General features: G+C 62.2%; 20 protein-coding genes. 7 read left to right on the top strand and 13 right to left on the bottom strand.

Annotation, left to right across the window (positions count from 1 at the left end; translation table 11 throughout):
• Positions 1–12 precede the first annotated feature (12 nt).
• The 3 genes from NA645_RS11605 to NA645_RS11595 all read left to right on the top strand — a co-directional run bounded on the left by NA645_RS11605 (position 13) and on the right by NA645_RS11595 (position 4,780).
• A complete protein-coding gene (locus tag NA645_RS11605) occupies positions 13–1,590 on the top strand; it encodes a restriction endonuclease subunit S (protein WP_256048941.1) in 1,578 nt (525 codons plus the stop codon).
• A gap of 201 nt (positions 1,591–1,791) precedes the next feature.
• Positions 1,792–3,300 (top strand): RNA-binding domain-containing protein, encoded by a 1,509-nt coding sequence (locus NA645_RS11600; RefSeq protein WP_256048940.1) that lies wholly within the window; start codon positions 1,792–1,794, stop codon positions 3,298–3,300.
• Complete coding sequence (locus NA645_RS11595) at positions 3,293–4,780, top strand: HsdM family class I SAM-dependent methyltransferase (protein WP_256048939.1); 1,488 nt, start codon at positions 3,293–3,295, stop codon at positions 4,778–4,780. Before NA645_RS11600 ends, NA645_RS11595 begins: the two co-directional genes overlap by 8 nt.
• A gap of 48 nt (positions 4,781–4,828) precedes the next feature.
• Here NA645_RS11595 and NA645_RS11590 read toward each other — a convergent pair whose 3' ends face one another.
• Together NA645_RS11590 and NA645_RS11585 are read right to left on the bottom strand one after the other, a co-directional pair.
• Positions 4,829–6,178, bottom strand: coding sequence for a spinster family MFS transporter (locus NA645_RS11590; protein ID WP_256048938.1), 1,350 nt, complete (start codon positions 6,176–6,178; stop codon positions 4,829–4,831).
• 145 nt (positions 6,179–6,323) lie between these two features.
• Positions 6,324–7,208: a serine aminopeptidase domain-containing protein gene (locus tag NA645_RS11585; protein WP_256048937.1), complete on the bottom strand. Its 885-nt coding sequence runs from the start codon at positions 7,206–7,208 to the stop codon at positions 6,324–6,326.
• A gap of 91 nt (positions 7,209–7,299) precedes the next feature.
• Between NA645_RS11585 and NA645_RS11580 the strand changes: the two genes are divergently transcribed.
• Positions 7,300–7,878 (top strand): TetR/AcrR family transcriptional regulator, encoded by a 579-nt coding sequence (locus tag NA645_RS11580; protein ID WP_256048936.1) that lies wholly within the window; start codon positions 7,300–7,302, stop codon positions 7,876–7,878.
• An 18-nt stretch (positions 7,879–7,896) separates the two neighbouring features.
• Here the strand turns inward: NA645_RS11580 and NA645_RS11575 are convergent, their stop codons facing one another.
• Entirely contained in the window at positions 7,897–8,679 is a 783-nt protein-coding gene (locus NA645_RS11575; protein WP_256048935.1) for an IclR family transcriptional regulator, read from the bottom strand.
• A 520-nt stretch (positions 8,680–9,199) separates the two neighbouring features.
• On the opposite strand from NA645_RS11575, the gene rpmB reads away from it, so the two are divergent.
• Both rpmB and rpmG read left to right on the top strand, forming a co-directional pair.
• A complete protein-coding gene (gene rpmB, locus NA645_RS11570) occupies positions 9,200–9,436 on the top strand; it encodes a 50S ribosomal protein L28 (RefSeq protein WP_019339373.1) in 237 nt (78 codons plus the stop codon).
• An 11-nt stretch (positions 9,437–9,447) separates the two neighbouring features.
• Complete coding sequence (rpmG, locus tag NA645_RS11565) at positions 9,448–9,603, top strand: 50S ribosomal protein L33 (RefSeq protein WP_014854577.1); 156 nt, start codon at positions 9,448–9,450, stop codon at positions 9,601–9,603.
• Positions 9,604–9,669: 66 nt separating this feature from the next.
• On the opposite strand, the gene NA645_RS11560 is transcribed toward rpmG, so the two are convergent.
• The gene (locus NA645_RS11560; protein WP_256048933.1) at positions 9,670–10,998 is read right to left on the bottom strand and encodes an aspartate aminotransferase family protein; all 1,329 of its coding nucleotides are present in this window, start codon (positions 10,996–10,998) and stop codon (positions 9,670–9,672) included.
• A gap of 200 nt (positions 10,999–11,198) precedes the next feature.
• Here NA645_RS11560 and NA645_RS11555 point away from each other — a divergent pair, with 200 nt between their 5' ends.
• Positions 11,199–12,692: an aldehyde dehydrogenase gene (locus NA645_RS11555; RefSeq protein WP_256048932.1), complete on the top strand. Its 1,494-nt coding sequence runs from the start codon at positions 11,199–11,201 to the stop codon at positions 12,690–12,692.
• Positions 12,693–12,813: 121 nt separating this feature from the next.
• Here NA645_RS11555 and NA645_RS11550 read toward each other — a convergent pair whose 3' ends face one another.
• From NA645_RS11550 to NA645_RS11510, 9 genes are all read right to left on the bottom strand, one after another.
• Complete coding sequence (locus NA645_RS11550; RefSeq protein WP_256048931.1) at positions 12,814–14,214, bottom strand: glycosyltransferase family 2 protein; 1,401 nt, start codon at positions 14,212–14,214, stop codon at positions 12,814–12,816.
• A complete protein-coding gene (locus NA645_RS11545; protein ID WP_256048930.1) occupies positions 14,211–15,335 on the bottom strand; it encodes a HEAT repeat domain-containing protein in 1,125 nt (374 codons plus the stop codon). Before NA645_RS11545 ends, NA645_RS11550 begins: the two co-directional genes overlap by 4 nt.
• Positions 15,325–16,455 (bottom strand): YaiO family outer membrane beta-barrel protein, encoded by a 1,131-nt coding sequence (locus NA645_RS11540; RefSeq protein WP_256048929.1) that lies wholly within the window; start codon positions 16,453–16,455, stop codon positions 15,325–15,327. The genes NA645_RS11545 and NA645_RS11540 overlap by 11 nt, the downstream gene beginning before the upstream one ends.
• The gene (locus tag NA645_RS11535) at positions 16,452–16,841 is read right to left on the bottom strand and encodes a response regulator transcription factor (protein ID WP_256048928.1); all 390 of its coding nucleotides are present in this window, start codon (positions 16,839–16,841) and stop codon (positions 16,452–16,454) included. Before NA645_RS11535 ends, NA645_RS11540 begins: the two co-directional genes overlap by 4 nt.
• The gene (locus NA645_RS11530; protein ID WP_256048927.1) at positions 16,838–19,708 is read right to left on the bottom strand and encodes a CHASE3 domain-containing protein; all 2,871 of its coding nucleotides are present in this window, start codon (positions 19,706–19,708) and stop codon (positions 16,838–16,840) included. Before NA645_RS11530 ends, NA645_RS11535 begins: the two co-directional genes overlap by 4 nt.
• A 136-nt stretch (positions 19,709–19,844) precedes the next feature.
• Positions 19,845–21,482, bottom strand: a complete 1,638-nt coding sequence (locus NA645_RS11525) for a diguanylate cyclase (protein ID WP_256048926.1) — start codon at positions 21,480–21,482, stop codon at positions 19,845–19,847.
• Positions 21,475–21,864, bottom strand: coding sequence for a response regulator (locus tag NA645_RS11520; protein ID WP_256048925.1), 390 nt, complete (start codon positions 21,862–21,864; stop codon positions 21,475–21,477). The genes NA645_RS11525 and NA645_RS11520 overlap by 8 nt, the downstream gene beginning before the upstream one ends.
• Positions 21,861–24,263, bottom strand: coding sequence for a PAS domain S-box protein (locus tag NA645_RS11515; protein WP_256048924.1), 2,403 nt, complete (start codon positions 24,261–24,263; stop codon positions 21,861–21,863). Before NA645_RS11515 ends, NA645_RS11520 begins: the two co-directional genes overlap by 4 nt.
• A 44-nt stretch (positions 24,264–24,307) precedes the next feature.
• Complete coding sequence (locus NA645_RS11510; RefSeq protein WP_131649078.1) at positions 24,308–24,694, bottom strand: response regulator; 387 nt, start codon at positions 24,692–24,694, stop codon at positions 24,308–24,310.
• Positions 24,695–24,774 lie beyond the last annotated feature (80 nt).

The raw sequence follows: 24,774 nt of genomic DNA, 5'->3' as shown, positions 1-24,774 counted from the left end.
GGGAATGAAGTAGTGGACAATGGGCAAGAACAAAGTGAGCTGCCTACAAGTTGGTCACTGGTTCAGCTACCTGAAATAGCAGAAATAAACCCAACACTGGACAAGCGGGATATCGACGACAACCTGTTGGTATCATTTGTCCCTATGCCCGCTGTGGAAGCCGAAACAGGACATATCGACGTAAGCGCGCAGCGCGAATTTTCCGAAGTAAAGAAAGGCTATACCGGTTTTCGTGAAGGTGACGTGCTATTCGCCAAGATCACGCCATGCATGGAAAACGGCAAGATGGCCGTTGTTCCTGCGTTGCAAAATGACATTGGCTTTGGCTCCACCGAATTCCATGTGTTACGTGTTTACGGTGATATCAGCCCGCAATATCTCTACTACTTCGTGTCATCCAAACAGTTCCGAATGATTGCGGAACGCAACATGACAGGCGCAGTTGGTCAGCGCCGCGTTCCGACCAGCTATATCAATGAAAGCAAAATACCGCTCCCACCAGCCTCCGAACAGCAGCGCATCGTCGCCAAAATCGAAGAACTGTTTTCTGAGCTGGACAAGGGCGTGGAAAACCTGCGCACCGCCCAGCAACAACTCAAGGTCTACCGCCAGGTCCTGCTCAAGCATGCATTCGAGGGCAAGCTGACCGCCGGCTGGCGCGCGCAGAATCCAGACAAACTGGAATCCGCTGAGGCCCTGCTGGCGCATATCCAGCAGGAGCGCGAGGGCCGCGACCAGCAGTTGTTGCAGGACTGGCAGGCCGCGCAGAAAGAATGGGAAGAAAATGGCAAAGTCGGTAGCAAGCCTAGTAAGCCCAAAGTGCAGAAAGCATTGCCACCGTTGACTGTCGAGGAGTTGGTCGAGTTGCCGAAACTGCCGATGGGGTGGGCGTGGGTGAAGTACGGAGATTTGTGCTCGCTGGTAAGGAACGGAATTTCAGCTAAGCCCGATGGAGATTCTGGAACGCCAATTTTCAGAATCAGTGCCGTTCGCCCACTCTTCTTCGATATGACAGACATTAGGTACATCGACAATTCAACCGGAGGGTTTGATAGTTATTACCTTCAGCGCGGCGACCTAGTTTTCACACGCTATAACGGGTCGCGACACTATGTAGGTGTCTGTGCCGAGTATCGGTCAGACGGAAAATATCTTTTCCCGGACAAGCTGGTACAAACGAGAGTTTTTTCCAAAAAAATATCCACTTCCTACTTGGAAAAAACATTAAATTCGGGGGCTTCACGCCAGTTTATTGAATCAAAAATTCGGACAACAGCAGGGCAGTCGGGAGTCTCGGGCGACGACATCAAGAGCACTCCAGTACCTGTCTGCTCGCCTTTCGAGCAGTGCCTGATCATTAAAGAAATCGAATCCAAACTCTCTGAAGTTGACCAGCTCCAACAAACCATCACCCACTCCCTGCAACAAGCCGACGCCCTGCGCCAATCCATCCTTAAAAAAGCCTTCTCCGGCCAGCTGGTGCCGCAAGACCCGAATGACGAACCGGCCAGCGTGCTGCTCGAGCGTATTCGAGCTGAGCGCGCCGCTCAGCCCAAGGCGCGTGGGCGCAAGGCGAAGGCATCGGTATGAGTCTGCTGACAGGACGCACGCCGCAAAGCGCTTTTGTAGGGGCGAGCTTGCGCCCCACAGGGATGTGGGAAGTGCCGGCAGTGGTAGGGAACTGCTGCGGCCTCGCGATTCGCCACAGCGCAAAAGCATCGCGAGCAAGGACTAGGCGTCCCCCTCGCTCCTACAGGGTTTGCGTGCGTACCCCGCCGCGGAGGTTTTGCCGTGACGCCTGAACATCTGGCGCGCCTACTACGTGACGGTGAAGGCCTGACGGTCGAGTTCAAGCGTGCCCGCGAGGCACTGAATCGCGATATCTACGAAACCATCTGCGCCTTTCTCAACCAGCGCGGCGGCACGCTGATACTGGGCGCGGCGGATGATGGTCAGGTGACTGGCATCGCGCCCGAGGCCTTGGCGCAAATGCGCAAGGACCTCGCCAATACGCTGCACAACCCGCAGAAGATCAACCCGCCGATGCCGTTGGTGCCCGAGCAGGTTGAGCTGGACGGGCAGGTGTTGCTGGTATTGAGCGTGCCGGAAAGCTCCCAGGTTCACAGCTGCAATGGCCGAATCTTCAGCCGCAACGAGGACGGCGACTTCGATATCACCGGCCGGTCGCAGCTGATTGCCGAGCTGTACCTGCGCAAACAGGTCAGCTACAGCGAGAACCGCATCTTTCCGTTCCTCCGCCTGGATGACCTGCGCAACGACCTGATCGAGCGGGTGCGGCATAACGTGCGGCTGCAGCGCAGCGGTCACCCCTGGGCCGAGTTGGATGATCTGGAGCTGCTGAAAAGCGCCCGCCTGTATCAGCGCGATTACCAGACCGGGGAGGAGGGCATTTCCATGGCCGGCGCGCTGCTGTTCGGTCGCGACGAGGTGGCGCTGGGCGTGGTGCCGCATCACCGCACCGATGCCATTCTGCGGGTGAAGGACCTCGACCGTTACGACGACCGCGACGATATCCGCACCAACCTGCTGGAAAGCTACGACCGGCTGATGGCCTTCGTGAACAAGCACGTCGCCGATCCCTTTTATCTGGAGGGCAACCAGCGTGTCAGCCTGCGTGAGCGGATCTTTCGCGAAGTGGTGGCCAACCTGCTGATTCACCGTGAATACCTCAACCCGTTTCCAGCCAAGCTGATCATCCAGCGTGATCGGGTGACCACGGAAAACAGCAACAACCCTCACGGCCTGGGCCTGCTGCGCCCGGATGATTTCGCGCCTTCGCCGAAGAACCCGGCCATCGCCCGGGTGTTCCGCGAGATGCAGTGGGCCGAGGAACTGGGTTCCGGCGTGCGCAACCTGTTCAAATACGCCCGCGCCTTTGGCGGGCAGGACCCGATCCTCAGTGAGGAATCGATCTTTCGCGTGACGCTGATGCTGCCCTACAGGCCAGATTTGTCGGACAAAGGCATGATCATCCGGGAGCCCAGCCCTTGGGCAGAGCCAGAGTCACAGCCAGAGTCACAGCCAGAGTCACAGCCAGAGTCGCTGCAACTGCGGGTCCTGCGTTGTCTGCAGAGCGGCGCTCTGAGCAAGGCGGCGTTGTCACGCGCGCTCGGCCAGCGCAGCGTCTCCGGACCGCTCAACCAGGCGGTGCGCCAGCTCCTGACGGAAAACCTCATCGAATACACCTTGCCGGAAAAACCCAATAGCCGGCTGCAAACATATCGCCTCACGCCCGCCGGGCAGGCGCATCTCGCTCAGCAGGACAGTCACCATGAGTAGCAACACCCACGCAATCATCTCCAAGGTCTGGAGCTTCTGCACAACGCTGCGCGACGATGGCGTCAGCTATGGCGATTACCTGGAGCAGCTGACCTACCTGATCTTCCTCAAGATGGCCGATGAGTACAGCCAGGCGCCCTACAACCGCGACATCGGCATTCCCGAGGGCTGCGCCTGGAAAAAATTGAAGGAAAAGCGCGGCGCTGAGCTGGAGGTGCATTACGTCAAGACGCTGCTGGTGTTGGGCGGCATGCCGGGCATCCTCGGGCAGATCTTCACCAAGGCGCAGAACAAGATTCAGGATCCAGCCAAGCTCAGCCGCTTGGTAGCGATGATCGACGATGAAAAGTGGGTCACGTTGGGCGCTGACGTCAAAGGCGATATCTATGAAGGCCTGCTGGAAAAGAATGCCGAGGACACCAAGTCCGGTGCCGGCCAGTACTTCACCCCGCGCGCGCTGATTCGCACCATGGTCGAGTGTATGCGCCCAGAGCCGAACCGGACCATTGCCGATCCTTCCTGCGGCACCGGCGGTTTCTTCCTCGCGGCGTACGATTTTCTCGCGGCCAACCCGAACCTGGACAAGGCGCAGAAGGATTTCCTGAAGAATCACACCTTCTTCGGTAACGAGATCGTCGCCAGCACGCGGCGGCTTTGCCTGATGAACATGCTGCTGCACAACATCGGCGAGATCGACGGTGAAAGCAGTATTTCCCCCAACGACTCGCTAATCGCAGAGAGCGACCAGCATTTCGACTACGTGCTGGCCAACCCGCCGTTCGGCAAGAAGAGCTCGATGAGCTTCACCAATGCCGAAGGTGAGCAGGAGAAGGATGACCTGACCTACAACCGTCAGGACTTCTGGACCACCACCTCGAACAAGCAGCTCAACTTCGTACAGCACATTCGCAGCATGCTCAAGAGCACGGGGCGCGCGGCCGTGGTGGTGCCGGATAACGTGTTGTTCGAGGGCGGCGCGGGTGAGACCGTGCGCAAGCGCTTGCTGGAAACCACCGAGCTGCACACCATCCTGCGGTTACCGACCGGGATTTTTTACGCGCAGGGCGTCAAGGCGAACGTGCTGTTCTTCGATAACCATCCGGCGAGCAAGACGCCCTGGACGCGGGAGGTCTGGTTCTATGACTACCGCACCAACGTTCACCACACGTTGAAGAAGAAGCCGCTGCGCTTCGAGGATCTTCAGGACTTCATCAGCTGCTACAACTCGGCGAATCGCCAGAACCGGCAAGAAACTTGGCACGAATCGGACAACCCCGACGGCCGCTGGCGCAAGTACGGTATCGATCAGATTCTCGCCCGCGACAAGACCAGCCTGGATATCTTCTGGCTGAAGGACAAGACGCTGGCCGATCTGGATAACCTGCCCGAGCCGGATGATCTGGCCGAGGAGATTATCGAGAACATCGAGGCCGGCTTGGCCAGCTTCCGCGAAGTGCTGGCGGGGCTGGGTGGCCGATAGAGGGGACGTCCGGCCAGCGACTGGCCGGATTGTCTACTGGAGGCTTGCTCAGGCGGGCTGTACTGCCCCTCCCGATCCTTGCGGCTTCCACTCCTGCAGCCGGTCCAGGCTGCCGCGATAGTGCTTCAATCCCATGCCGAGCAGGATGATCGCGCCGACCAGAGCGATGCCGGTGACGATCAGCAGCGAGTAGCGCAGGGCGTTGTCGTCGCCGAAGACGAAGTCGGTGCCCAGCGCCACTGCCGTCGGGCCGATGCCGAGGCCGACCATGGTGATGACGAACAGGTACACCGCCGAGGCCTGGCCGCGCATGGAGTTGGGCATGATTTCCTGGATCGCCGCCGGGCCGACCCCAAAGGGCATGGCGATGGTGAAAACATGCAGGGCAATCAAGGCCAGCGCCAGTTCGCCAGTGCCAGCCAGGTAGGCGAGGTTGAGCGGCAGCGTCAGCGCGGCGGAGATGATTCCCACGCGCAGCGGCGCGTCCCGATAACCGCGGCGGTGCAGCAGATCGGACAGCCGCCCGCCGGCGATGATGCCCAGCGAGCCGGCTACCGCCACCACCGAGCCGTAGAGCACGCCCACGTCGCTGGCGGACCAACCGTAGGTGCGGATGAAGAAGGTCGGGATCCACGCCGAGCTGCCATAGGCCGCAAAGGCCAGGCAGGCGAAGCCGAAGTTGTGGCAAAGCACGGTGCGTCGGTTCTGGCGGATATAGCCGGCCACTTCGCTTAGCGGCACCTCGACGCCGGCGCCGACGCCCTTACGCGACGGTTCGCGGATCAGCAGCAGGACGGCGGTGAACAACACCCCGGCAGCGCCGAGCACGAGGAAGATCAGCTGCCACGGGCGAACCATGCCGAGGACCGGCAGGAGCACATCGCCCTGGGCCGAGGCGAATTTGACCACCAGACCGCCGAGCAGGAAGGCCAGGCCCGAGCCAATGTAGATACCCATCGAGTAAACACTCATCGCCGTGCCGCGCAGCTTGGGCGGGAAGCTGTCAGCGATCAGTGAGTAGGCCGAGGGCGACAACGCGGCCTCGCCGACGCCCACGCCGATACGGAACACGAGGAACTGCCAGAACGTCCGGGCGGTGCCGCACAGCGCGGTCATCAGGCTCCAGACCAGCACGCCAACGGCGATGATGCCGCGGCGGCTCTTGCGATCGGCCAGGCGCCCGATCGGCACGCCGCAGATGGTGTAGAACACCGCGAAGGAGAAGCCCATCAGCAGGCTCATGTGGGTGTCGGTGATGTCCAGATCGCGGCGGATCGGCTCGACCAGCAGGTTGAGAATCTGCCGGTCGACGAAGGACAGGACGTAGGCGAGCATCAGAATCGCGACCGTTACCCAGGCGCGGGTGCTCGAGGGGTAGCCATTATTGTTGTTGTCCATGGCAGGCTCCGAATTGATGGGATCGCTGTAATCAGCCCACCTCAATGTCGTCGGAGTTCAGCCATCCGGCAAGTTCGATAAGCCCTATATATGTTTCGAAATATGGTCGTGTAGTTCCGCAGTGCAAAACATCTGTTTTGCTGCGTTAGGCCACCGTTCGGCTTTCCTCAGACGCCAGCTCCGGCAACAACCAGCGTAGCCACAGAGTTGGTTCGAAGGACTTACGGAAAAAGCCGAAGTGACCGATGCGAGCCACGCCGATTTCGCTTGGAGCGATTCGGTAAAGGTTTTTCGGCGCGGATGTATAGAAACCGTGCAACGACTCAGTGTTGCGTGCCGACATCATCTCGTCGTCGGTGAACGACAGCGACGTCAGCGGTGTTCGCACGGCGTCGAAGGCGCGGCGCACGGGCTCGCCCTCGACGCCGACCAGATATTGGGGATGCAGGCACCAGCGGCGCCACTGACGGATCACCCCGGCGGGCAGGTCGCCGACCGCGCCAATGCGACCACCGGGGAAATATCCGGCCAGCGCGGTGAGCACCGGCGCCAGGCCATGCCAGAGGAACCAGGCCTTGCGACGAATCTGTGGGCTGTTCTCTCGCCAGTAACCGCTACCGGCGGCGATGGTAACGATGCGGGTGAGCCGCTCATGCCCCTTCACTAAGGGGAGGATCTGCGCACCGACGCTATGGCCGATCCAGTACAGCGGCAGGCTTCCAGCCGCTTCGGTGACCTTCGCCAGTACCGCGCTACCGTCATGGCGAGCCCAGTCGAGCACGTCCACGTCGAGCTGGCGCAGTGGAACCTGGCGGGACAGGCCCATGCCGAGGTAGTCGAAGGTGACCGCCAGAAACCCTTGCTCGGCGAGCCAGCCGGCGAAGTCGGCATAGAAGCGCTGCTTAACGCCCATTGCCGGTGCGATCAGTACGGCACCACGTGGCGTGCCGGCTGGGTGGTACCAGTAGCTGGAAATCTGATGACCGTTGCCGTTGTCGAGGGTGCGTGCCTCAGCCTGTATCGTCGCCATGTTTGTTCTCCGTCTTTTCGTATGGCCTGGATCGGCGCAGTATACGAGCGGCAGAAAGTATTTCTAGAAAAATATTCTAAATGGAGTCCGAATGGCCCGTAGCAGCCGCAAACAGGAAATCCTTCAGGCCGCGCTGGCTTGCTTCACCGAACACGGCGTGGAAGCCACGACCATCGAGATGATCCGCGATCGCTCCGGCGCCAGCATCGGCAGCCTTTATCACCATTTCGGCAACCGCGAGCGGATCATCGCCGCGCTTTATCTCGAAGGCATCGGTGAGTACGCCGCGTTGCTGGAAGCAGGGCTGATCGAGACGCTGGATGCCGAAGCCTGCATCAAGCTGTTCGTCACCAGCTACATCGACTGGGTGGTGGAGAACCCGAACTGGGCGCGCTTCGTTCTACACAACCGTGGCAGGGTCGAGGCGGGGGAGATGGGTGAGCGGTTGCGAGAGGTCAATCGCGGCCATGGCGAGCGGGTCGGTGCGATCCTGCGTCGCCACCGTGAAAGCGGCGCCTTTCGCCGAATGCCGGGCGACTGCTTTCTGGCGGTGGTGATCGGACCCTGTCACGACATGGCGCGCAATTGGCTGGCCGGGCGTTCACGCACCGCCCTGGCCGATTGTCGCGAACTGCTCGCCGAGATTGCCTGGGCGAGCGTCAAGGCCTAAAAAGCGCGTCGGCCCAGGTCAGACGCCGAGGCTCTCGATATCGCGAGCCAGCATTTCCAGCTGATGAGCCAGCGAGCCTCTGAGGGTTTCTTCGCTGAGTTGGAACGACGGGGCGCCGCAGGTCAGCGCCATGACGCTGCCATCGGCCAGGTGCAGCGGCACGCCAGCGGCTTTAACGTTGCGGTCCCAGTCGCCCAGAGACAGGCAGAACCCATGCTGGCGGAATTCCTCGAAGGACACTTCCAGCGACTGCTTCATCGCTGGCCAGCCTTCGCCGTACTTGGTTTCCAGCGCTGCCATCAGGTGCTCACGCTCCTTTTCCGGCGTGGCGGCGAGAAAGGCCCGGCCCGCTGCGGTGGTGGCCAGCGGCAGGCGAACACCGGCATCCATGCGCAGCGTCGAAACCTCGGCGGGGCGGCAGTTCTCGATGTAGATCATCGACAGTCGGTCGCGGCAGGTCAGCCCTACGGATGTATTGGTGCGTCGGGAGAACTCGTCCATGTACGGCTTGGCCAGCTGGCGCACACGCAGATTGGACACGTAGGCATAACCCAAGGCCAGCACGCCGGAGTCGAGTTGATACTTCTCCAGTTGCTGCGAGTAGCTGAGGTAGCCGAGCTTGGTCAGGGTATAGGTCATGCGCGACACCGTAGGCTTGGGCAGCCCGGTGATGCGTGCGATGTCCTGGTTGCCCATCACCACCGAGCCGTGGGTGAAGGCGCGCAGTACGTCCAACCCGCGAGACAGGGCCTCGACGAACTTACGGTCCTTGGGGTTCTCGATGTCTTCAGCGTCGCTCATGGTGATGTCGGTCTGTCTGTTGGTGGCAGCGGGCGCGAACGATAGCAGATCGCCCTGATGGCTGGCAGTGCGCTCAGTCCGCCTTGCTGTGGATGGCGTTGTTTCATAGTAGTCGAATAAAACGAGCTTGTGTTCTGCACAGTAAAACAATGGTTCGCTGTTTTGCTTGCTCAAGTTGCTGCCGTGAGGCTTTGTGCAAGCAGGCGCGTAGCGTGCTGGAACTCCATTTACTGCGCCGGCACCGGATAACAGGCGACGAACGGTGCATCGCTGCATGTCGTGAGATGCCGGCCTGTGAGCGCTTGAAGGCTGCATGAGCCGGTACGGAAAAGTCACTCCGCGCTTGTTGCTCCGGGGGCTTTCTGATATAAAGCAGCGCTCTTTTCTAGGGGCCCGGTTTCTTCGCTTGCCGCGTAGCCGGTAAGACCCCAATGAAACGTGGCGCTGAGCGCCGAAAGACAAGTGAATTCAAGCGGCCAACCCATGCCGGGTTGGGCATGTGGTTTTAGAGGGCTGAGGCATGTCGAGAGTCTGTCAAGTTACCGGTAAGGGTCCGGTAACCGGGAACAATATTTCCCACGCGAACAACAAAACCCGTCGTCGTTTTCTTCCGAACCTGCAGCATCACCGCTTCTGGGTCGAGTCCGAGAACCGCTTCGTACGTCTGCGCCTGACCGCCAAGGGCATGCGCGTCATCGACAAGCGCGGCATTGACGCCGTTCTGGCTGAACTCCGCGCTCGCGGCGAAAAGGTTTAAGGAGAACTATCATGCGTGACCTGATCCGTTTGGTGTCCAGCGCCGGTACCGGCCACTTCTACACCACCGACAAGAACAAGCGCACTACTCCCGACAAGATCGAAATCAAGAAGTACGATCCTGTCGTGCGTAAGCACGTGATCTACAAGGAAGCCAAGATCAAGTAATTGATCGGCCCTTGAAGGAAAAACCCGCCACTCGGCGGGTTTTTTCGTTTCTGGCGTGCCGCTTTTTCAGCTGGCTTTGCGGATCGCATCGGCGAGGCGTTCGATCATCGCGTCGATGTGTTCGCGCTCGACGATCAGCGCGGGTGACAAGGCGATGGTATCGCCGCTGGCGCGGGCCAGCAGGCCGTCTTCAAAGCACTGGCGGAACACCTCGTAGCCGCGCTTGCCAACGCCGTCGGCATGGGTGGCGAACTGGATGCCGCCAACCAGGCCCACGGTGCGAATATCGGTCACGTTCGGCAGGCCTTGTAGGCTGAACAGCGCGTCCTGCCAGTAGCCTTCTATCTCGATGGACTTCTGAAACAGATTTTCCCGCTGATAGATCTCCAGAGTCGCCAGGGCCGCAGCGCAGGCGACCGGGTGGCCCGAATAGGTGTAGCCGTGGAAGAACTCGATGACGCTTTCCGGGCCCTGCATGAAAGCATCGTGGATCTGTTCGGAAACCAGCACCGCGCCCATCGGAATCGCGCCGTTGGTCAGGCCCTTGGCGCAGGTAATGATGTCCGGCGTGACGCCCCAGCGCTGGGCGGCGAAGGCCTCGCCGACGCGGCCGAAACCGGTGATCACCTCGTCGAAGATCAGCAGGATGCCGTGCCTGGCGGTGATTTCGCGCAGGCGCTGCAGATAGCCCACCGGCGGCAATATCACGCCCGCCGAGCCTGACATGGGTTCAACGATTACGGCGGCGATGTTTTCTGCGCCATGCAGGGCGACCAGCCGCTCCAGCTCATCGGCTTTCTCCGCGCCATGTTGCGGCAGGCCACGGCTGAACGCGTTGCGCTGCAGATCCAGTGTATGCGGCAGATGATCGACGCCCGGTAGCAGCGAATTGCCGAACGCCTTGCGGTTGTTGCCCATGCCGCCGACCGAAATGCCGCCGAAGCCGACGCCGTGATAGGCCAGCTCACGGCCGATCAACCGGGTGCGGCTGCCCTGGCCGATAGCACGTTGATAGGCTAGGGCGACTTTCAATGCGGTGTCGGCCGACTCGGACCCGGAGTTGGTGAAGAACACACGGTTCAGGCCCGTCGGACTGATTTGTGTCAGCCGTTCGGCCAACTCGAAGGGCAGCGGATGGCCCATCTGAAAAGTCGGCGCGAAATCCATCTGAGCGATCTGCTGGCTCACCGCCTCGGTGATTTCCCGGCGCCCATGACCGGCATTACAGCACCAAAGCCCAGCCGTCCCATCGATCACCTGCCGACCGTCGCTGTCGGTGTAGTACATGCCTTCGGCGCGCTCCAGCAGGCGCGGGCTGCCCTTGAACTGGCGGTTGGCGGTGAAAGGCATCCAGAAATGTTCGGCAGAGGCGGTGGGGTGCAGATCGTTAGCCATGACTAGCTCCGGAAGGGCAGTTTTGACGACTATGCTGTAACGCGACGTCATTGCAGACGCACAGCGGCTTCGGCGAGTCTATGTTTAATAAATCGAACAAAACAAGGCAAAATCCGCGCCTGCGTAAAAAATATTGATAGGGCTGGCGCCGCTGGTTTAGGGTGCCTTTCTGATTATTCGACTGTTACCGAGGACGCCCCATGACCACCCTGACACTCGCCGATTGGCAACAGCGTGCCCGCGACCTGCGCATCGAAGGCCGCGCCTTCATTCAGGGCGAATACACCGCATCCAGTGCTGCCGCCAGTTTCGATTGCATCAGCCCGGTCGATGGGCGCGTGCTGACGCAAGTGGCGAGCTGCGACGAGGCCGATGCCGACCGCGCCGTGCTCAGTGCGCGGATGGCTTTTGAATCGGGTGTCTGGTCGCGCCTGGCGCCGGCCAAGCGCAAGGCGGTGATGATCCGCTTCGCCGACTTGCTTGAAGCTAATGCCGAGGAGCTGGCATTGCTGGAAACCCTCGACATGGGCAAGCCGATCAGCGATGCGCTGGGTGTGGATATTCCGGGCGCGGCGCGGGCGCTGCGCTGGAGCGGCGAGGCGATCGACAAAATCTACGATGAAGTGGCGGCGACTCCGCACGACCAGCTAGGCCTGGTCACTCGCGAGCCAGTTGGCGTGGTAGCAGCCATCGTGCCGTGGAATTTCCCGCTGATGATGGCCTGCTGGAAGCTCGGCCCGGCGCTGTCTACCGGTAACTCGGTGGTGCTCAAGCCGTCCGAAAAATCGCCGCTCAGTGCGATCCGCGTGGCGCAACTGGCGATCGAGGCTGGCATTCCGGCCGGCGTGCTCAACGTGTTGCCGGGCTACGGCCATACCGTGGGCAAGGCGCTGGCGCTGCACATGGATGTCGATACGCTGGTGTTCACCGGCTCCACGCGGGTCGCCAAGCAATTGATGATCTACGCTGGCGAATCGAACATGAAGCGCGTCTGGCTGGAGGCCGGCGGCAAGAGCCCGAACATCGTCTTTGCCGACGCACCGGACCTGGCAGCGGCGGCGCGCTCGGCAGCGAGCGCCATCGCCTTCAACCAGGGCGAGGTCTGCACCGCCGGCTCGCGGCTACTGGTGGAAAGTTCAGTCAAGGAGCGCTTCCTGCCGATGGTGGTCGAGGCGCTCAAGGGCTGGCAGCCGGGCAACCCGCTGGACCCCGCGACCAATGTCGGCGCGCTGGTCGATACCCAGCAACTCGATACCGTGCTCGGCTACATCGAAGCCGGCCGCAACGACGGCGCGCAGGTGCTGATCGGCGGTCAACGAACTTTGGAAGACACCGGCGGGTTGTATGTCGAGCCGACCATCTTCGATGGCGTGAGCAACGCGATGAAGATCGCCCAGGAGGAAATCTTCGGTCCGGTGCTGTCGGTGATCACCTTCGATACGGCAGCCGAAGCTGTGACCATTGCCAACGACACTCCGTACGGTCTCGCCGCTGCGGTGTGGACTTCGGACTTGTCCAAGGCGCACCTGACCGCCAAGGCACTGCGGGCCGGCAGCGTCTGGGTCAACCAGTACGATGGCGGCGACATGACCGCACCCTTTGGTGGCTTCAAGCAGTCGGGCAACGGTCGTGACAAGTCGCTGCATGCGTTCGACAAGTACACCGAATTGAAGGCGACCTGGATCAAACTCTGACGATACAGGTAGGGTGGATGTCGCTTTTCACATCCACTTTCTGCGCGCCGCCTTGATTCACCGCCCTGGTGGATCGGTGAAGCGTGATCCACCCTACGATCGCATCGCCTTTTTGGTTTTTCTACTGCCCCCAACTACCGCTGCGGCGCATCGCGCCCCACTGATGCTTGCGTCGTGAGAACCATTGCCAGAGCCCGCGGCAACGCCAGAAGGTGTTGAGCTGGCGGTAACCGAAGTTCTCCAGCACGGCCATTAGGAACAGCCGCAGCATGTCGCGTCGACGCTCATAAACGCGGAACGACATGGTTTCCAGCAACAGGCCGTTCACCGACAACAAAATGCCCATACCGATCGCTACCAGCAGGAAGGCTGTCAGTGCCGCATAAGACACGACCCCAAACACGAACCCGCCGATCATGAAGCCGTAACCGACCAGCTCGATCAGCGGTCCCAGCCATTCGAACAGTGCCATGAACGGCCAGGCCAGCCATCCCGGTGTACCCCCGCGCCAGCTGAAAGCGAGGCGCGCGTGACGGCCAAGACTCTCTGCCAACCCGCGTTGCCAGCGGCTGCGCTGACGGCCAAGGGTGCCGATGTCTTCCGGGCATTCAGTCCAGCAGATCGGGTCGGGCAAATAACGGATGCGGTAGGGAATGCGTCGCTCGCGATGGTAACGATGCAGCCGCACCACCAATTCCATGTCTTCGCCGACGGTGTCGGTGCGATAGCCGCCGACAGCCATGACCCGTTCGCGGTCAAACAGGCCGAAGGCGCCGGAGATGATCAGCACCGCGTTCATGGGTGACCAGCCGAGGCGACCGAAGAGAAAGGCGCGCAAATACTCGACGATCTGAAAGCGCGCCAGCCAGTTGCTCGGCAACCCGGCACGGATCAGGAAGCCGCCGCGGACTTCGGAGCCGTTGGCGATGCGCACGGTGCCCCCGGCGGCGACAGTGCGCTCATCTTCGAGAAAGGGCTGGACCACGCGCAGCAGGCTGTCGCGCTGGAGAATGGAATCGGCATCGACGCCGCAGAACAAGCCATGCCGCGCGGCATTGATGCCGGCATTCAGCGCGTCGGCTTTGCCGCCGTTGGCTTTGTCGATTACCCGTAGATTGGCGTAGCGCCGCGAGCGATAGATAGCCTGCACCGGCTGATGGGCCACGGCCTGGCGCAGCGGCTCGGGATGCGGGACCAGTTCGAATTCCTCGATAAGCACGGCTAGCGTGTTGTCCTTCGAACCGTCGTTGATGACCACGACTTCGAACTCAGGGTACTGCAGCTGCAACATCGAGCGAACCGAAGTGCGAATGGTCGCTTCCTCGTTGAAGGCGGGCATCAGCACCGAAACCGGAGGCTCAACGCCGAGATAAGGCGCGGCCTCGCCGGTTTCGGCGCGCTGACGGATGTAGCTCATCAGGCTGACCATCGACAGCAGGTTGAGCAGCAGATACATGCCGTTGAGCAGCAGGAAGTAGAGGATGAAGCCCAACTGCAACCACCACAGCCAGTCGATGCTCATCGGCGCACCTCGGCGATAGCACGGCGCAGTGCGTCCTGTCCGTAGCGATCTCCCACCTGCGCGAGCAGCGCCTGGAGCCGTTCGGGCGTGTTGCGTGGCAGCGTTGCCAGACAGTCCGCAGCGGTTTGACGGACCCACCAGCTGCGATCGCCAAGCAGGGGCAGGAACAGCTCGCTGTCGTCATCGCGCGCCTGCTTGTGCAGCGCTTGCAGTGCTCCCAGCCGAACATCGGCGTGGCTGTGCCTGAGAGCGTGTAGCAGAAGGGAGCGGTCACGCGGATCGCCCAGTTCGCAAAGGCAGCGCAATGCGATCTGCAGCTGCTCCGGCGCGGCGCCCTCTTCGAGTCGTGCACGTGCCCAGGGTGCGGCATGGCGTGGATCGCCATGAACCAGCAGCGGGATTAGCCGCTCGCGTCGCGGCCCGTCAGAGTTGGACAGAGTTATCAACAATGGCGCGGTGACCGCCTGTTCGCCGGCCTGCTGGCAGAGACTGGCAAGACGCGGCAGTGCCCAGTCCGGGCGTGTCGCGGCAGCGGGCAGGATCAGATGCATCGCCCGAACGGCGTCTATGGCGATCAGCGCCTGCGCCGCGGTCAGCGAGACGATCATGTTGCGGCTCATGAGCAATGGCTGCACCGCCTCCCAATGGCCCGGATCGGCCAGGTGGCGCAGGCAGGTCAGCCCGATCAGCTTGCTTCGCACCCGCCCGCGTAGCAGCGCCAGCGCCCTACGGTCCATCTCCAGCGCGACCAGCGCACGATTCATCCGTTCCCGCGCCGCGCCGCGCAGTTGCAGCTGGGTGCGATTCCATTGCAGCAAAAACCACAGCTGGCGACCGCGTGGCAGCACAGGCAAAGGCTCGGGCAGCGTATCGCCGAGGCTGCAAAGGGCGAAGAAAGGGCGCCATTGGTCGTTGAACTGGTGCCGTCGCGCTGAGCGCCGGCGGGCCACCTCGCCCAGCAGCAGCACCTGCACCATCACTAGCAAGGTGAGCCCGGCCAAGCCTAGCGCACAGTAAAGCGCCAATTGCAGCATGGCATCTTCCGGCCAGACCGCCCGCCACGCCTGGCGCGGCGATTCGCAGAGCCAGGTCGGGCAGTTCGCCGCCAACTCAGAAAGCATGACGCAGGCCGAATTGCAGCCAACGGCGCGTGTAGTAGTCACCTTGGCGGTGGTGGCCGAGCTCCCAGGTCAGCGCCCAGTGGCGGTCCAGCCAATGGCGGCCCTGCAGGCTGATGGCACGCACATCGCTGGTAATCAGCTGCTGTTCCTCGACAGCTTCTTCCTCGCCGACCGTCAGGCGAAGGCCGGCATAGCTGAGCCCAGCGTAGTAGAAATCCAGTGCCAGATCGTGACCGATCGGCGTTCCTGCGTTGGCCACGTCGGTGACGTTCAGGGTGTAACCGGCGCGCCAGGAATTCCAGTAACGCTCGGCGCTAAGAGCCAGACGATCGACTCGGGTCGTTTCGTACTCGGTACGCCGAACGCTGGCGGCACCGAGAAAGCCGTCTGGTAGGCGCCGTTGCAGGCGGACATCGGCGTGCCAGTCAGGCAGGAAGTAAGGCGATGGCTGATAGCCGATCTCCGGTTGCAGCGTCCAGTTTTCGTCCAGGGGGATCACCGCGCCGGCTTCTGCGCCCTGGTCCCATTCGCCGAAACGTTGTTCGCGCAGCAGCGCGCCGTACCAGCCCAAACCTTCCGGCTGCGTCGATGCGTAGTCCAGACGCTGGCTGCGCCAGTTGTCGAAGCCGCTGTCTAGCCAGTCCTGGCGGGCCGACAATTCGAGTTCGTGGCGTCGCTGGGTCGGCGCAGTAGCAGCTGGCGCAGTGGCGGTAACCGGTGAGGTCAGCGCGGCGCGTGCCTGCTGCATCACCTGTTGGACTTCGACGTAATCTGGCGCTGTCTCCGCCGCCCGCTCCAGCGAGATCAATGCCGCCTGCGGTCGTCCGGCCCAAAGCAGCGCCTGGCCCTGACCGAGCAGGTAATCGGCGTTGTCTGGTTCCCGCTGCAGCAGCCCCTCATACAGCGGCAGTGCCTGCTCGGGCGCGCCCCGCCAGGCGTGCACGCGCGCCAGCAGAAATTGCGCTTCGCTGTCATCGGGCTCGCTTGCCAGATGAGCCTGCAGGGATGCCTCGGCGGCGTCGAACTGCTGCGCCTCGACCTGGCGCTGGGCGGTGGCGAGATCGGCGATCGCCAGCGATGGCAGCAGGGAGACGGCGAAGGCCAGAGCCAATCGGTTCATCGCGGTCTCCTCAGCAGGCGGCGGATGCGCGCCAGCAGTTCCTCCGGCTGGAAGGGCTTGGTTACATAGTCATCGGCACCGAGTTCCAGCGCCCGGACGATGTCTACTTCGCGTGCCTTAGCGGTCAGCATCAGCACCGGCACGCGTTCCCAGCCAGGCTGAGCGCGCAGCCGTTCGATCAGTTCGAGGCCGTCGTGATACGGCAGCATGATGTCCATCAGGGTCAGGTCGGGTGGCGCGGAGGCAGTGATCTTCTCGATGGCCTGGCGACCATCTGCAGCATGTTCGACGGTGAACCCGTGCCGCTCGAGCATGAAACGGATGAGGAAGGCGATGTCCTCCTCGTCCTCCACCATCAGAATGCGCTGGGTGCCGGAATCACTCATGCGTGGGCCTCGTCAGAATCCGAAGTTTGGCCAGATGGCCAGTGTTGAAGCATGTGCTGGATAAGGTTGGCCAACTCGTGGCCGTCGTGGCGCGATTTGATCAGCTGGCGCATCGCTAGGCGACTGTCATGCACGGGCGAGTCCAGCGCGGAAAAAATGATGACCGGCGGGGGTGGGACGGTTTGGGCCAGCTGATCGAAGAGTTCGCTGCCGTTACCGTCGGGCAGCATCAAGTCGATGATCGCCAGGTCGTAGCGTTGCGCGGCAATCCGCTCGCGGGCTTCGGCCAGGGTCGCTGCACCCAGCAGGTCGATGTCCAGGGGTGCGATCTGTCGTGCCAGCAACACGCGCAGATCCTCGTCGTCTTCGACGTGCAGAACCCGCGGGCGAGTGCCGTTGGTGTCGAGGCAGGCGCGCACCACATCCATTACCCGTGACGGGTCGATCGGCTTATGCAGCCAGTCGATCACGCCCACCGCGCCGCCGCGCAGCGCGCCGTCATCGTTGTCGCGTCGCTGGGGTTGCAGGCTGACGATGAGCACCGGCAGATGGCGATAGGCGCTCTGGCTGCGCAAATTGTGCAGGAAGGCAATGCTGTTCTCATCGTTCAGCGCAGGGCTCAAGGTCAGTGCCTGGATGCTGTATTCGGCCAGCAGGTCGCGGGCCTGGGCGGCGGTTTCGGCGATCAGGGTCGAGTAGCCGTGTTGTTGCAGCGCATTGGCCAGCTGTTCGGCAGCTGGCGCATCGGGTTCGAGTATCAGGATACGCGCCGCGGACCGCTGCATATCGGTCGCCGGTAGCGGTTGCAGTACGGTAGGTGGGCTCGCGGGCGGTTCCGCCGACAACGGCAGTCGCAGCCAGAACCGCGTGCCCTGGCCCTCTTGCGAGTCGAAGCCGATGTGCCCGTGCATCTGCTGCACCAGCGAACGGGTGATCGCCAGCCCCAGCCCGGTGCCGCCGCGCTTGCGCGTATCGGACGAATCGGCTTGGGCGAAGCGTTCGAATATGCGTGAGCGAAAGCTTTCCGGAATGCCCTGGCCCTGATCCTGGATACCGATCTCCAGGTCGCTGCCGTCGCGATGCAAGTCGACGCTGACCACGCCGCCGCGAGGCGAGTGCTTGATCGCATTGGACAGCAGATTGGCCATCACCTGAGCGAATCTGTCCGGGTCGACGGTCGCTTCGATCGGCCCGATGTCGTCCGGGACCACGAACGTCAGGACAACGTCATAGTCATCGCCGTATGGCTTGAGATCCAGCAGGGCCTGTTCTACCAGCGCTCGTATATCGCAGCGACTGTAGTGGAACGATAGGTGCCCGGCTTCGAGCTTTTCGATATCGAGAATGTCGTTGATCAGGCGTACCAGGCGCTCGCTGTTCTTGTGCGCGATATCCAGCAACGGCCGCGCGCCCTCGCCGATCTCGCCGGCCACGCCGCCGACCAGCATGCCCAGCGCGCCGCGAATGGCGGTCAGCGGTGTGCGCAATTCATGGCTGACCGTGGAGATGAACTCGCCCTTCATCTGTTCCACGCGTCGGCGCAGCGAAATATCGACCGCGACGGTCACGATGTGGCAGGCGCCGCTGGTCATCGTCATGGGCCGCTTGACCACCTGCAGCCAGCGCTCCTGGCCATGCACATCGGTGACGCTCACTTCGGTGATGCGCAACTCACCGCCGCCGCTCAACAGCTCGGTTTCACCCTGCAATAGCGGCAACAACAGCTGCGCGCCAGCAATCTCGTCGGCCCGGCGTTGCTCGACGGTTTCAGGCGATTGATCGAGCAGAGCGGAAAACGCGCGGTTGCAGAGCACGAAACGGCCCTGCTCGTCGCGTACGAAAATCAGGTTCTCATTGGTATCGGCAACCCGCCGCATGTAGGCCTTCTGATCCTCGAGTGTGTCTCGGCTGCGCTGCAGTTCGGTGATATCGCGGGCGATGGCCAGGTGATCGCCAAGTCCGGTGGGTGCCAGCCGTACCTCGAATGTCCGTTGTTGTTCGTGTTCGCACCAAGTCGTCTGGCGCAGCTTGCAAATGTCGTCCGCCTGCGGCAGTAACCCTGCCAGCAGCGGCTCGATTGCACCGGGCGATGGACCACGACCTTCGCTCGGCTGGGACAGGGCAGACACCCGGCGCTCGTCGTCGATGGCATAGAGGTTGTCCGGAATCGCTTGCAACAGCGCGCCCAGGCGCGCCTCGCCGGCTTGCGCCTTGACTGCCAGCGCTTGACGCAGCCGTAGATTGCGCTGGACCGACCACATGGCAGCGAGGAACAGGATGGCCACCAGGAGGCTGCCGATCAGTGCGAATTGTCGGTTACGCTCGATGGTTTCGGCTACGGCGCGGCTGCCCTCGGTGAGGCGACGCCGCTCGTGTTGTTCCACCGCAGCGAGCAAGACGCGGAGCTGGTCCATGACCTCTTTGCCCCCGGCTTGCGCGAGGTAGGCGGCGGCGGTTTGCAGATCGGTATCACGACGCGTCTGGATATTATCGGCGGCGATCGTCAGTCGATCGGCCATTCTTTCGTCGAGCCGGTCGAACCATTGCGGGGCGGGGTATATGTGATCGCGGGAGAGTATTTGTAACCTGCGGCGATGCTGCTCCAGTTGCATCAGGCCGCGCTCGTAGGGTTCCAGATAGTCGGGCTCGCCGGTTAGAACGAAGCCACGTACGCCGGTCTCGATATCCTGCAGCGACGACAGTATCGCCTGGGTAGCCGTGATGACTTCCAGGCTGTGGTTGACCGACTGGTTGGCTTCCAGCAGTGCTTCCTGACTGCGCTTGCCTTGCCAGCCGAGCGCGGCGAGCAGAACGAAAGCGACCAGGAAAGCGAATGAGTGCCAACTTGTCGCGGGCTTTGCAGGCAAAGCGGGGCTCCTTTCGCCGGTAACGGTTGTTGGTGTCGAGGCGATTGGTTCGCCGCATTGGGCGTGAACATACCCAACCCAGTGTAGTTAGAGTCGACCGCGATGCAGCCGTTCGCTTGGCCTGTCAGCGAAGCGCTCACTTCGGCTGAGCGATTTCGATCCGGTTGCGACCCTTGTGCTTGGCAGCGTAGAGCGCCTGGTCGGCGTGCTCCAGCAAGGTGCTGGCGCTGGCGTGCCCATCGGTGGCGCTGATGCCGGCGCTGAGTGTGACGTTGAATGTCTGCTCGCCCGCGTGGAAGCGCAGCTCCGCGAAGCGCTGGCGGATCTCGTCGAATATCTGCCATGCCTGCTCCGCGGTGCAATTGGGCAGTACCGCTACGAACTCTTCACCGCCGTAGCGGCCCAGGCTGTCGATCCGGCGCAACCGTTGGTGCATCAGATTGGCCAGCGAGCGGATCACGTTGTCACCGGCGGCATGGCCGTACTGGTCGTTGACCTGCTTGAAGTGATCGAGATCGAGCATCACCACGCTGGCGGGATTGCCGCTGCGCAGCGAGCGCTCCACTTCCAGGGCCACATGCTCCTTGATGTCGGCGTGCTTGAGCAGTCCGGTCAGGCTGTCGCGTGAAAGCGCTGTGCTCAGTGATCGCGCGCGCTGGGCATGGGAGAACACGGCGGCGATCAGCGCGTTGTCGCTGATGGGTTTGGTGATGAAATCGTCGCCGGCCTTGAGCAAGGCCGCCATCTGCCGGTTGACGTCGGTTTCGGCCGACAAATAGATGATGGTCACCCGTAGCCAATCGTCGTTCAGGCGGATGATCTGCGCCAGCTCCGGGCCGGAGAGCTCGGGCATGTTGACGTCGAGCAAGAGGATTTCCGGGTTGAACGTGCGCATGACCTCGAACAGCTCGCCGGGATCGGTCAGGGTCTGTACCAGCATTTGCGAGTTACGCAGTACGAGGCTGTAACGAGCGGCCAGATCGACGTCGTCGTCGATGATAAGCACGCGATAGGGCTCGTTCAGCTGTAGATTGAGACAATTTTCGAGGCGATTCTCCAGCCGCGTGACATCCACTGGGCGCGTGAAGTAGCCCTTTGCGCCCGCCCGTACGGCAGCCAACTGGCTGGCGAAATCCTCGCGATGATCGATCACCAGCAGTGGCAGCGGCGTTTCCAGGGTCTGCTGCAGTGCGCTCACCTGCTCGAGTTCGCCATCGTGCCGGCTGATGATGAGGGCATCCGGCGCCTGTCCGCTCATGGCCGTTCGCAACAAGGCGATTTCCTGAAACAGCAGCACTTCGTAGCCAAAGTTGCCGAGGGTCTGGCACATCTCCTGTCCCGCCGCGGAATCGCTTTCGAGCAGGTAGATGCGATGAGCGGCCGGCGGTTCGTGCGCTTCGGGCTGGTCGAGCGGGGTGCTGGCCGAGTCGCTGAGCGGTGCATCGGTGGCCTGCTGGCGAACTGCCTGGGCGAACTCGACAAGCAGCTGCGGATCGGGGTTGGCGGTTTGCAGCCAGCTGTCCGCGCTCTGCTCCAGCAACCGTGACCGCTGGCCCAGCGCAGTAAAACCGAAGGTGCCCGCGGTGCCGGCAAGGCGATGCAAGCGTTCATGGAGGTCGAGCATCCGCTGCCGGTGTTGCTCCGGCTCGTCAGCTTGCGACAGCTGTTTGGCGAGGTGCTCGAGCTCCGCCAGCTCTTCGCTCAGGCGTTCGGCGAATTTCTCGTTCAGCGCCTGCAATTGGCTTTGCAGCGCTTCGCGGGCGCTGTCACTCATAATCGGCATTCCATACTTCTTTTAATTGTGTGGCCAGTTGAAGGGGATCGAAGGGCTTTCTCAACAGCTTGCGAACGCCGAGTTGGCGCAACTCGGCAGGGCTGGCGGGCTCTTCCTGCTGTCCGGTCAGCAGCACGACCGGTATGTGCTGCAGATCGATCAATGAAGAGAGCTGGCGCAGCAGCTCCAGGCCGCCCATCTGCGGCAGCATCACGTCGAGCAGAATCATGTCTGGGGCGAACCGTTGGGCTCGCGCCAGCGCCTCCTGCCCGGACGCGCAGCTGAGCACCTCGAAGCCGCCGAGCTTCTCCAGGGCGATGCGGGTCACCACCTGAATGGATGGCACATCCTCGACGTGGAGAATCCGCTGCAATGGCCTCACGGCTGAGCCTCCTGCGGCGGATAGCAAGGCAACTCGAACCAGAAACAGGCGCCTGCGCCGGGTATCGAGTCAAAACCGATCTGTCCGTGCATATGCTCGATCAGCTCCTTGCTGATGGCCAGGCCAAGGCCGGTGCCGCCTTGCTGGCGCGTGTCCGACGAATCCGCCTGAGCGAACTTGCTAAATATGCGCTCGCGGAAGGTATCGGCGATCCCCGGCCCCTTGTCGCGCACGCTGACACGCACCTTGGCATCATCGACCGTTTCGGCCCATAGCTCGATGGTTTCGCCGGGCGGAGAATACTTGGCGGCGTTGGATAGCAGGTTGCTCAATACCTGCTCCAGACGCATCGTGTCGACCTCGATCGACACGGCTGGGCAGCTCCCCAACTCAATGCTGACAGTGTAGCTCTCGGCGTAGCCCTGATTGCTGCGCAGCGCCTGCTCCAGCAACGGTTGCAAGGGCTGCCGCTGCATCTCGAAACGCATCTTGCCGGCATAGAGCTTGTCGATATCCAGCAGGTCGTCGATCAGCGCACTCAGGCGCTTGCTGTTCTGGTGGGCGATGTCCAGCAGCTCCTGCAAATGCTCGGGCACCTCGCCGACGATCTCGCCACAGATCAGCCCCAGCGAGGCGGTAATGGAGGTCAGCGGCGTGCGCAGCTCGTGGCTGACGGTCGAGACGAAGTCGCGCTGCAGGATCTCGATCTGCTTGCGCTCGGTGATGTCGTGCAGCACCACCACCGCGCCATTCTGATGGCCGTCGGATGCGAACATCGGATCGGCATTGGCCAGCACGTGCCGGGCCGTGCCGTGCACTACGATCGTCATTTCCTGGTTGCGGATGCGTTCGCCACGCAGCGCACGCAGCAGCGGGACCTGGTCATAGGGCATCGGCGTCACGCCGTCCGCCTGAAAGAGGCGGTAATACTGCGGCCACTGTTCCGGGGAGAGCTGCGCTGCGTCCAGGCCATGCCAGAGCCGCGCGGTATTGTTGAACAGCGTCAGGTTGCCTTCGGCATCGCAGGCCACGACGGCTTCGGACAGCGCTTCAAGCAGGCGCCGGTTCATTTCCTGCTGTTTGTCCAGTTCGGTCTGCTCGGCCTTACGCTCGGTGATGTCGGTCACCAGACCGTGCCAGAGCACCGATCCATCCGCTTGGCGCATCGGCGTGGCGCGCGCCTCGACCCAGATGACGCCTTTGCGCGGGTGGTCGATGCGGTGCTCGAAATGCCAGGGCGTCAGGGTAGCGGCGGCATGCCGGATGCTCGCCAGCACGCGCGCGCGATCATTCAGATGCACCCGGGAATAGATCGGCGCGATGCTCGGTGCCATTTCGGCGGCACTCAATCCGTAGATGTCCTCGAGTCCTTCGCTGAGATAGGGAAACGAGCTGCTGCCGTCGGGGCGCCAGCAGAACTGGAACAGCAGGCCCGGCACCTGCGCGGCGATCTGCTGCAGACGTAGCTGCAGGTTCTCCTGGTGGGCCAAGTCATAGGCGCTAACGATATAACCGTGCAGCTGTTCGTGTTCGTCATGGATCGCCGAGACGTTCAGCAGCACCGGCACGCTGTCGCCGTTTCGGTGTAACAGGCGCCACTCACGCATTTCACGCCGCCCTTCGAGCAGTGGCGCTATGAGTACGGCGAATCCCGGCTCGACGGTCTCACCCAGTTCGTTGCTGAGAATGGCGGCGCGCCGGACCAGGGCATCCAGCGGGAACAGTGCCGTGGTCAGTGAACGGTCGATCAGCATCCGCTCGGAATACCCGAACAGGCGCTCGGCGGTCGGGTTGACGCCCGAAATTCGGCCGTCAGCGGTGGTCAGCACCATCGCACTGGCGGCGCTGTTGAGCAGGGCCTGGTGCAGCGCCGCCTGCTCGGCGTAGCGGTGTCCCTGCAGACGCTCTTCGAACAAGCGCATGATCTGCCGGCTCAGGCGCATCAGTGCGTCGCGCTGGCCTTCGCTCAGGCGGCGCGGTTGCCGGTCGATCACGCATAGGGTGCCGAGGTTGTAGCCATCCGGCGTGGTCAGCGGCGCGCCGGCATAGAAGCGGATGTGCGGCTCGCCGGTCACCAGTGGGTTGTGGCGAAAACGCTGGTCCCGTTGGGCATCATGGACTTCGAAAAGACCATCACCTTCGATGGTGTGGGTGCAGAAGGAAATGCCGCGTGGGGTTTCGCTGACGTCCAGACCGAGACGGCTCTTGAACCACTGACGATGGTCGTCGACCAGCGAGATCAGCGCGATAGGGGTGTCGCATATATGCGAGGCCAGCTGGGTGAAATCGTCGAACGCGGACTCATCCGGCGTGTCGAGAATCTCGTAACGCAACAGCGCGGCGAGTCGAGACAGCTCGCGCGGTGGCGAGGGTGCCGGCATCGCTTTCGGTGGCTCCATCTGGCTGACCTGTCTCACTGGTTTGAGGGCTGAACGCCGTCGACTCACGCGCGACCGGAATCCCAGATCGCGCGAATCTGGCTGGCCAAGCGCATCGGATCGAAGGGTTTGATAATCACGTCGCGCGCGCCGAGCTTGCGCAAATGTTCTATTTCCCCCGGCTGGACCTTGGCGGTCATGAAGGCGACCGGTACCTGAGTCAGGTCGATCCGCTCGCTGAGCCGGGTCAGGGTTTCGGCGCCGCCCATACCGGGCATCATCACATCGAGCAGAATGAAGTGCGGATCGAACTCTTCGACCTCCTCCAGCGCCTGCAGGCCGGACGAGCAGGACCGTACCTGATAGCCGCCGATGGCTTCCAGTGCGACTTTCGTCACCGCCTGTATGGAAGGATCGTCCTCGACGTGGAGTATCCGTTTCAGCTCGGTCATGCGGTGCCTCCGTCGGCCAGTGCGCCTTGCGAACGATCAGGCGAGCAGTGTGCCAGCTTGCCCGCCGACTGACGCGGCAC

It is taken from the genome of Stutzerimonas stutzeri (genome assembly GCF_024448955.1).
Lineage (GTDB): Bacteria > Pseudomonadota > Gammaproteobacteria > Pseudomonadales > Pseudomonadaceae > Stutzerimonas > Stutzerimonas stutzeri_AQ.
The sequence above is the reverse complement of the archived record's forward strand: the minus strand, read 5'-3'. Positions and strand labels throughout refer to the sequence as shown.

Excerpts from the sequence above, each read along its gene's own strand:
- NA645_RS11590 (WP_256048938.1), bottom strand. The coding sequence starts at position 6,178 with ATGGACAACAACAATAATGGCTACCCCTCGAGCACCCGCGCCTGGGTA.
- NA645_RS11555 (WP_256048932.1), top strand. The coding sequence starts at position 11,199 with ATGACCACCCTGACACTCGCCGATTGGCAACAGCGTGCCCGCGACCTG.
- NA645_RS11510 (WP_131649078.1), bottom strand. The coding sequence starts at position 24,694 with ATGACCGAGCTGAAACGGATACTCCACGTCGAGGACGATCCTTCCATA.
- NA645_RS11585 (WP_256048937.1), bottom strand. The coding sequence starts at position 7,208 with ATGGCGACGATACAGGCTGAGGCACGCACCCTCGACAACGGCAACGGT.
- NA645_RS11550 (WP_256048931.1), bottom strand. The coding sequence starts at position 14,214 with ATGAGCATCGACTGGCTGTGGTGGTTGCAGTTGGGCTTCATCCTCTAC.
- NA645_RS11525 (WP_256048926.1), bottom strand. The coding sequence starts at position 21,482 with ATGAGTGACAGCGCCCGCGAAGCGCTGCAAAGCCAATTGCAGGCGCTG.
- NA645_RS11540 (WP_256048929.1), bottom strand. The coding sequence starts at position 16,455 with ATGAACCGATTGGCTCTGGCCTTCGCCGTCTCCCTGCTGCCATCGCTG.
- NA645_RS11595 (WP_256048939.1), top strand. The coding sequence starts at position 3,293 with ATGAGTAGCAACACCCACGCAATCATCTCCAAGGTCTGGAGCTTCTGC.
- rpmG (WP_014854577.1), top strand. The coding sequence starts at position 9,448 with ATGCGTGACCTGATCCGTTTGGTGTCCAGCGCCGGTACCGGCCACTTC.
- NA645_RS11560 (WP_256048933.1), bottom strand. The coding sequence starts at position 10,998 with ATGGCTAACGATCTGCACCCCACCGCCTCTGCCGAACATTTCTGGATG.
- NA645_RS11545 (WP_256048930.1), bottom strand. The coding sequence starts at position 15,335 with ATGCTTTCTGAGTTGGCGGCGAACTGCCCGACCTGGCTCTGCGAATCG.
- NA645_RS11575 (WP_256048935.1), bottom strand. The coding sequence starts at position 8,679 with ATGAGCGACGCTGAAGACATCGAGAACCCCAAGGACCGTAAGTTCGTC.
- rpmB (WP_019339373.1), top strand. The coding sequence starts at position 9,200 with ATGTCGAGAGTCTGTCAAGTTACCGGTAAGGGTCCGGTAACCGGGAAC.
- NA645_RS11535 (WP_256048928.1), bottom strand. The coding sequence starts at position 16,841 with ATGAGTGATTCCGGCACCCAGCGCATTCTGATGGTGGAGGACGAGGAG.
- NA645_RS11580 (WP_256048936.1), top strand. The coding sequence starts at position 7,300 with ATGGCCCGTAGCAGCCGCAAACAGGAAATCCTTCAGGCCGCGCTGGCT.
- NA645_RS11515 (WP_256048924.1), bottom strand. The coding sequence starts at position 24,263 with ATGGAGCCACCGAAAGCGATGCCGGCACCCTCGCCACCGCGCGAGCTG.